Annotated in this window: 9 protein-coding genes and 1 pseudogene; 1 reads left to right on the top strand and 9 read right to left on the bottom strand. The window is 34.8% G+C overall.

Features of this window, described 5'->3' with window-relative positions; all coding sequences use genetic code 11:
• Window positions 1-88: 88 nt before the first annotated feature.
• The 7 genes and pseudogenes from ACIQAA_RS27965 to ACIQAA_RS27995 all read right to left on the bottom strand — a co-directional run bounded on the left by ACIQAA_RS27965 (window position 89) and on the right by ACIQAA_RS27995 (window position 4,833).
• Window positions 89-640, bottom strand: coding sequence for a hypothetical protein (locus ACIQAA_RS27965; protein WP_402626215.1), 552 nt, complete (start codon window positions 638-640; stop codon window positions 89-91).
• 194 nt (window positions 641-834) lie between these two features.
• Window positions 835-960, bottom strand: coding sequence for a hypothetical protein (locus ACIQAA_RS27970; protein WP_289342776.1), 126 nt, complete (start codon window positions 958-960; stop codon window positions 835-837).
• Window positions 961-1,319: 359 nt separating this feature from the next.
• Window positions 1,320-1,862 (bottom strand): DUF4304 domain-containing protein, encoded by a 543-nt coding sequence (locus ACIQAA_RS27975; protein WP_402626217.1) that lies wholly within the window; start codon window positions 1,860-1,862, stop codon window positions 1,320-1,322.
• Window positions 1,863-2,021: 159 nt separating this feature from the next.
• Entirely contained in the window at window positions 2,022-2,351 is a 330-nt protein-coding gene (locus ACIQAA_RS27980) for a CPCC family cysteine-rich protein (RefSeq protein ID WP_402626233.1), read from the bottom strand.
• A gap of 217 nt (window positions 2,352-2,568) precedes the next feature.
• On the bottom strand, window positions 2,569-2,703 hold the full coding sequence (locus tag ACIQAA_RS27985; RefSeq protein WP_402626219.1) for a hypothetical protein: 135 nt from the start codon (window positions 2,701-2,703) through the stop codon (window positions 2,569-2,571).
• Window positions 2,704-2,882: 179 nt separating this feature from the next.
• On the bottom strand, window positions 2,883-3,476 hold the full coding sequence (locus tag ACIQAA_RS27990; RefSeq protein WP_402626220.1) for a dienelactone hydrolase family protein: 594 nt from the start codon (window positions 3,474-3,476) through the stop codon (window positions 2,883-2,885).
• A gap of 536 nt (window positions 3,477-4,012) precedes the next feature.
• Window positions 4,013-4,833, bottom strand: a pseudogene (locus ACIQAA_RS27995) (ATP-dependent DNA ligase).
• Between the two features lie 437 nt (window positions 4,834-5,270).
• Here ACIQAA_RS27995 and ACIQAA_RS28000 point away from each other — a divergent pair.
• Window positions 5,271-5,882, top strand: coding sequence for a hypothetical protein (locus ACIQAA_RS28000; protein WP_402626222.1), 612 nt, complete (start codon window positions 5,271-5,273; stop codon window positions 5,880-5,882).
• Between the two features lie 199 nt (window positions 5,883-6,081).
• Here the strand turns inward: ACIQAA_RS28000 and ACIQAA_RS28005 are convergent, their stop codons facing one another.
• Complete coding sequence (locus ACIQAA_RS28005) at window positions 6,082-6,585, bottom strand: DUF2716 domain-containing protein (RefSeq protein WP_402626235.1); 504 nt, start codon at window positions 6,583-6,585, stop codon at window positions 6,082-6,084.
• A gap of 281 nt (window positions 6,586-6,866) precedes the next feature.
• Window positions 6,867-7,379: an HPP family protein gene (locus ACIQAA_RS28010; protein ID WP_402626237.1), complete on the bottom strand. Its 513-nt coding sequence runs from the start codon at window positions 7,377-7,379 to the stop codon at window positions 6,867-6,869.
• Window positions 7,380-7,804: the final 425 nt, after the last annotated feature.

Consider the following 7,804-nt stretch of genomic DNA (forward strand, 5'->3'; position numbering starts at 1 on the left):
TGCCTCCTGAATTTCCACACCAGGTTTTCGAATCTTATGTTGTTCTGATTCAAGTAAAGCACCCGTTACTTTAATAAGGAATAATGTCCTATTTAGAGATTTTATTAGTAAATACTACTTCACCCTTTTTATTGTGAGCAATTAATTTCGCACCAAAGACATCATTACTTTTTGATCTAAACAGCCCAAACCTCTCACCAGAACCTTTTTTTAGTAATTCAAAATTATGAATAATGTCTTTGCCTTTTTCGATTTTTACGGTACTTATTTCACCATCTAATACCCTAAGTAATACTGCATTCGATTTTTGTTCATTGTTAAAAGGAGACTGGAAAAATGATAAATGGATAGGGTCAACAACACCCTCTCGAATAAAGGAGTAGTCTTGTTTGCAGTCCCAAGAAAACAAAGATTTTTCGAGATATATTTCACCCTCTGTACCATCATCATTTTTGATAAAAACAACAGATTTGTTATCATCAAATACTTCAATGTGGGTAATGTTTTTATAGTTCAATTGATTTTCAATTTCTCTTGTTATTTGTTTCTTATCATCACTTATGAAAAAAATTGAAGCTACTGCAATAACTAAAATACAAACTAAAATTAGTAAGACATTTTTAGTTTTTACGGTCCTCACACTACATTCCACCTCACAATATAAATAAAAATCTCGCTCCATTATACTAAATCTTAACATATATTGGATATTAATTGGTGTGAAATTGGAGATTGGTTATTCAACTAACCTGCCCGTTGCTCAATAACAAAAAAGGATCGCAGCTGCAATCCTCATTCTTCCACTATTGCCCCCGTTTGTTTAAGTACATTACTTCACATTTTCTTCTTTGTGTTTTTTCGGTATTCTCTCGGTTTTCTCATTAGTGCCAATAATGCTATAACAAAACAAATCATTAGAATTATATTTAAGCTCCAACCGAAACTATCAATATACTGCATTACCCTTCCTCCTCAGATATGTTTAGTTCACTTTAGCATGATTAATGTGCTAGTTGGTTGTTTTCTACAAAAGAAGATAAAACGTTACAATTTTTTCTACAAGATCCGTTTGCTGTAATTCCCATAATAAAACACCACCCTTCCCCTATTACAAAATGTAGAGAAAGGACGGTGCTTGTCTTTCATTATTTATTTTCAATCAATGTAAGTTTATGTAGCAACACCAATGTTTTAGCTGCAATTAGCATCCCTTATTGAAGGAATGCACCCGTTAGTTGAATACGAATCTCTAATTAAAATACTTAGCCAACCTCTTTTGGATTTCAGGAAGTTGCATATTCTGGTCGTGTTTTCTTCTTTCAATTTCTTTTGAGTTCAAGAATATCTTTTGCTTTTTGTTTTTGTCCTGAAATCAGATAAAAATCACAAGCTTTGTCATAAAAAACAGTTGCCTCTCTTGCAGCAGCATAGTCTGCGGCAATATTCCAATCGGTAATCTTCGAATAATAGGGTATTCCTATATTTATTACATTATGTATAAATTCATTAAATTCGATTTTATCAGAATCTGTATTGGTAAGTCTAAAATGTTTAAAAGGTTCCCTTGTCCAGCCCGGAATATTCCATTCTGCATCTCCCACTATTGCATTATTGACAGGCTTAATTCCCCATTCCTCTTTATACCATTTAGCATATTCCTTTGACGTAACACCCCACATTGTCCAGAATTCACAATTATCCTCCGAATTCCATTTACTAAGTGAAAAACTAAAAGTGAGGTCAAATTCACCTTTAGTGCGTGAAAATTTAGGTACACTTTTTGAATATCGAAAACCAAATTTTTGTAACTCATCGACTAAAAAATTTTCTATGTAATAGTTTAATAATTCTTTTGGTTTCATATTGAGACTCCTTCCAATGTCCTATATCATCATTAACTTCTCCATCCCAAAATGAAAATCCTTCTTCCACTAACCTGCCACGTTAGTTCAACAAGAGAAAATGACCGCTGCGGCGATCATCATCTTTAACTATTGCACCCGTTAGTACAATAAGCCCCATCATTTTTTCCAGTAATACTTCTGCTCATCACCAATAAGATTAAAATAATCCTTCCCAGTTTTATGAGGTTTAGAAGGAATGGTACATTCATCAGAATGAAGTGCCCTCCATTCATCATCTCTTTGAATACCATTAAAGTCTGTAATTGTTTCTGGTATCACTTTTAGAATTTCAACTTGCTCTTCATATAAACTTCCCTTATTTGCTCCTCCTTTTAATGCTGGATATTCAAGTTGTACAGGATCATCTTCCCATCCAGAGATCTCACATATTTCATAGCTATTTGGTTCGTCTATAGTTTTAAAACCGCAACAGGGACAAGTGTATATCCCATTTTCACCTCCATTTAAGAAATTATTAAGATCTTCCCCTCCCCTTTTTAAATATTCTTTATACCAAGTTTCCTCTCAATTATAATAACTTCGAGTGCTCTAACTTTTGCTATATCTTGTAATTTTAATAGAGAATCTAAATCAAATTGGTTAGTTCTTACCCAAATATCCGCCAAGGATTCTCCACAAGTAAATCTTATATCTTCGTTTTCTGTTAAATCATTTGCAACACCAAAAAGTGCATCTTTAACTTCGCTATTATCGAGCTACTTAAATAAGCTGCTGCACCCTCACGCTCATCCTTACAAGCTGTCTTATCCAGCAATAAATCAATAGATTTTTTAGGCATAGAATTCCTCCCTTAATTAAACTTAATTTTGTATATTTATCAAATATTCTTTAACTTTATCCTTATTTCCTTGTTCTACTAAACTGCTTCGTTAGCTCAACAAGAAAAGCTGCCCAGGAATGGCAGCTGGTTCTTTAACTCTTGCACACGTTAATTTCAAGAACACCCCAATTTATCAATCAATGTGTCCTAATAAAGTTAAGTATTTCATTGAAGGCGTCTTGGGCTGATTTTGCATTAAAATTAGGAGAGTATGGGTCACTAAATCCGTGTTTTCCATTAAATTTATGTATCTTGATATTTCTTTTATCTAGATTTGAAATTAACTCATCAACTTCAAAAGACTGTTCTTCTTGTGGAAAGAATAAAATTGTAGGACTTAATGGCACTATTTCTTTGTAGTTCCTAATTCTTGAACCATAGTATCCCACTATTCCATCGAGATAATCTTCCCCACTACACAACCAAGCAACAGTTGCGCCGACACTAAATCCAATAATATATATCTTTTGGTATTCATTTTTAATACTTAACAATATATCTTTTATTTTATGTACAGCTTCAGTGAACCCCACATTCTCCATAAAATTTTGATAGGCAACTTTCTCATCAGAATAATCAAAAGGTTGTTCACGTTCTAGTAAGTTCGGACAAATAACATCAAATCCCTGAGATGACAATTTTTCGCAAACACTCTCCATATGTTGATTAATTCCGTAAATTTCGTGAATTACAATAACCAAGCTATCTGTCTCATTTAGTATCTGAATCATTTTATCCCCCTTGAAATGACTATAATAAAAAAATCAATACATATCATCTCTTATTCAAGTAACCTACCCGTTAGCCATCCATGAATCGCTAAAACCAGCTCTTCACCACAGAGAATGAAAATGTTTTTAAACCGTCAATACTGATTCTACGGCTGGAGAGGAAGGTCGATGAACTATGGTGCGTTAGAGCCCATCCGTTAGTCTGACTCCAACGACCACGGTGTACCACCGACTGTCGCGCCCTTTAGGGGTAGCACTCATGGGAGATTAATCCTTTTTCTGGTTGTTGCGCCAGCTTTGTCTGATCAAATGTTAAGTAGAAAGATGTTACTAAATCACTTTACAGCACACCCTAATATTATCTTTCAAGAGGCTCAGCCTTTTTTTAAAAACTGGTTTTTCTGGGCTATTTTTATATGTCCTTTTTCAGATTTTATTTTCATGGGAGTTTAAGTACATTGCTTCACAATCCTTATGTATATCATAATAAAAGAATGGAACCATTGCGATCCCATCCTTGAAAAACCCATCCACTTTTAACTCCATTTTACAAACGACGGAATCCGAAGGAAACCAGCTTTAGTTAAATTCCTATACTTAACCCGGCACTTGATCGGCTCGATAAATATAAATTTATCATCCTCTGAAACAAATTGCTGCTGCCGATAAAGTTTCTTCCGTTCAGCTGGAGGCATAAATTCCAAAACACCAGCCGGTCTCCCATCTAGAAAGCTCAGAAGCAGCCCAAATTCGCCTTTTCTAAGCCCAGTAATCAACACATCATGATATTGATAATTAATCACCTTAAGCCACGACTGGCTGCGTTTACCGACCTCATAACGGGAGTCCTTACGTTTAAGGACTATCCCCTCTAGCCCTTGCTGCTGGACCAAATCAAAGTATGCAGCACCATGACCTTCTATATATTGAACCTTCGCAACTAGATTTGTATCCTGGGTGATAATGTCATCTAGTAGCTGCTTTCTCTCTATTAATGGCAGCTTAGTAACAGACTCACCTTTATATTGAATAACGTCGAAGACGACATAACTTAGCGTACTGTTTTCAAGAGAGGGTCGCCGTGATTGGAACCGGCTCATCATAGCTTCAAAGTCTGGTTTTCCGGTTGGATCTGTAACAATAATCTCTCCATCTAATACAGTTCCGCCCGGAATATCTATTGTTAGTAATTCAGGAAACTTAGCAGTAACCTCATTATTATGACGGGTATATAGCCGCACCTTGTTATCGAACTTAGAAAGTATTAGTCTTATGCCATCTAGCTTTAATTCTGTATATATAAATCGTCATCAAAAGGCTGTTCTGACCTTTGTAATAGCATTGGTGAAACAAACACATAAACCACCTCATGATAATTGTAAGACAGATTAAAGCTAGATTCATTGGTGACTAATTGTCATTTATGGAATATCTCGCTATTATCTATTGGCATAGAAATAAAAATAGACCATCAATATGATGGTCATTCTTCGTCAACAAACGCAACCGGTGCTTAATAAAAGATTACTCAAGATTGTGTAGATATAAAGAATTTATTCTAATTGATATAGGTGTAACTAAGCTGATCCGTTAGTCTATAAGAAAAAACGAATCCACATTGTAGAAACGCACCCGTTAGTTTAATTAGTTATGATTTTCAAGATGAATAGTCACTAGAATAGATAAAAATTTTCTCAAAAGTGTAAAAATTGTCGAACGATTACTGAGTACACTTTCACTTCCATATTGTACAATTAGGACAAGGTTTAGGTTTCCAATATCTGGAGGTTTATAATGAGAAAAGTGAAAGTATTGATTCTGACGGTTGTGTTTCTTTTGACTATGGCTCTGCCAGCAATGGCGCAAAGCAATTCTTCTGTAAACAAAGGCTCTTTTCAAGGTGCTTCATTCTATGGTTCAGAAGGTACTGTCGATACCTCTGTAGACCTTTCTACTAACTTTGAAGATAAGGATTCTTACATCCTCTATTACCAAACCTACGATTATGAAAAAGACGAATACTATTATGGCAGCGCTATAGTACCAGCCACCAATGCGATTTTTGACGTTAACAAAGGTATGGCTAAAGTTAATACGACAGTAGATGTTTATAAAGTTGATTTCACTTGCGATGAAGAAGGAAATTGCACTGGAAATGAAACTCCAGCCGGTACTAAGTCTATCAATCTTGCCTGGGCATTCAATCCAAAGAGTTATTCTACCTCTAAATACTCTGATAAAAATGTACAGATCGATTTCGACCAGTACATCAAACTTTCTAAGGGTACTTTCAAAAATTACAATAATGTCTTGGTTTCCGGAACCGTTGATGGTAAGACCACTGATAGTTTTGAGTATTCCGGTGCCAATGTATCCACCGGTTCTTCTTTCGCAATAATTAAGTAAACAATCCGCTAACAAAATCCAAAAAACCTAAACCCTAATTGAATATGTACATAGAAGGACGGTTAATTACTAACCGTCCTTTTTATTTTGTTGATAGGACCACAAATTCGTTCCATTGAATTACCAGCCCATTTAAAATAGGGTCGCCATAGTGATTCCATCTTTAACTCTTGCACCCGTTAGTTCAATAAGGTAAAAATTAACCAATCCGTAAAATAGTATTAAACATTCTAGGCTTATTTTTTTCAAATACTTGGATTAGTTCCTTACCGAATACAGTAATGGTGTCTTCCCAGGGATGACCTAAAAATCCCCAGTTGAATTCCTTTTGTATAAAGAAGTAATAATCACCATCAGGAAAAATAGGTATTATCCACTCATTAAATTCGTCCTTGGGAAACTCTAAAAAGGGATTAACCCAATAACAAAGATGTTGCCAATCTAAAGCATAAAAGTATTCATTACCAGTAGTTAATTCTTGAAAAGCAGACAATGATTTCTCTTCAAGGTCTTTATAAATCTTTTCATATTCCTCTAAATCTCCTGACCAATTTCGATAAGGTGAAATATCATATGTAATGAACGGGCTTGGCACAATAAACGACGGAAACTTAGAAACGCTTGGTTTAAATTGAAATTCGTTAAACACCTTTTTCCATACGGTTTTTTCTTCAGATTGTGTAAGTTCAATCCAATTATAAATTCTAATTCCCCCCAAAAATACTGCCTCTATATAAGGATAATTATACCATTTCTTCTTCAACTAAACTGCCCGTTACTTCAATAAGAAAAGCGTCTCCACCTTATTGTAGAAACGCACCCTTTAGTTTAAGTATAATCCTTCACAAACAAGCTTTTTTGAGAAAAGCGAAGTATTTTCCTGCTGATTTTACTTTGTACCTGCTGAAATGATTTTTATGGAGATTAAATAGGTTTTAGACACTGGCTCTACACTTAAACTTGAAAGATTCAAGGGCTTATTTGTTAGACCCAAAACACAGGATAATTTCTATCGCTTCTCAAATTGTTAATCAATAGTGCGACCAACACAATGACAATGGAGCCTGATAATACTGGTGTAAATAAATATTCCCATGTATGACTCCCAATGATCACAATAATCGGATCAGCTCCAGCTGGGGGATGCGTGGTTTTGGTTAACATCATCAAACTAATCGCTAATCCGACTCCCAGAGCAAGAGACCAAGGCTCATTTCCAAATACATGATAAACCATTATTCCAACTAAAGTGGAAATGAAATGTCCTCCAATGATATTTCTTGGTTGTGATAAAGGAGAGTTCCAAAGAGAAAAAGCCAATACACAACTTGCTCCAAATGAAGCAATTAACCATGGAGATGATGTAGAAATGGCTAATAAACTCAAAATAAAAATAGTAATAGTACCACCTATAAATCCAGTTAAAATATCTTTCGTATTTACTTTTAAAGGACTCTTTCCTTTTCCCCTCAATTTAATTAGGTAGGCAGGAACCATAGATTGCGTTATGTCTTCTGGCTGCTCTTTTTTTGCTAGATTTCCTTCTGTAATCAAATTAAATCTCTCCCTTCCTAAAAAATTCCCTAAATTATATTACTATATTTTGAAATATAACGAAAGTGATGAAAGTAAAAAATAATAATATTATTTATGCTCATCTTAGCCTTGCTAATGAAGATAGACACATTTCTTGCTAGAGAAATGTGCCCGATTGTTGAGCACAAGTTAAAAACTGCTCTTCAACTCCCTCAGTTTGATACGAATATCTCTTGAATGCTCACTTATTCGCAGGATTTCATAACCCTTGTAATTGGATTTACGGGTAATTGAAATGAGTTCAGATCATCTTGGCTTCGTGAAGGCATAGTTAAATAAAGGAGTCAGCTACCACTCCATATTTTACCATATAATGCACATCTCCA

Source organism: Neobacillus sp. NPDC093182 (assembly GCF_044754045.1).

Excerpts from the sequence above, each read along its gene's own strand:
- ACIQAA_RS27985 (WP_402626219.1), bottom strand. The coding sequence starts at position 2,703 with ATGCCTAAAAAATCTATTGATTTATTGCTGGATAAGACAGCTTGTAAG.
- ACIQAA_RS28010 (WP_402626237.1), bottom strand. The coding sequence starts at position 7,379 with ATGGTTCCTGCCTACCTAATTAAATTGAGGGGAAAAGGAAAGAGTCCT.
- ACIQAA_RS27990 (WP_402626220.1), bottom strand. The coding sequence starts at position 3,476 with ATGATTCAGATACTAAATGAGACAGATAGCTTGGTTATTGTAATTCAC.
- ACIQAA_RS27970 (WP_289342776.1), bottom strand. The coding sequence starts at position 960 with ATGCAGTATATTGATAGTTTCGGTTGGAGCTTAAATATAATTCTAATG.
- ACIQAA_RS28000 (WP_402626222.1), top strand. The coding sequence starts at position 5,271 with ATGAGAAAAGTGAAAGTATTGATTCTGACGGTTGTGTTTCTTTTGACT.
- ACIQAA_RS27975 (WP_402626217.1), bottom strand. The coding sequence starts at position 1,862 with ATGAAACCAAAAGAATTATTAAACTATTACATAGAAAATTTTTTAGTC.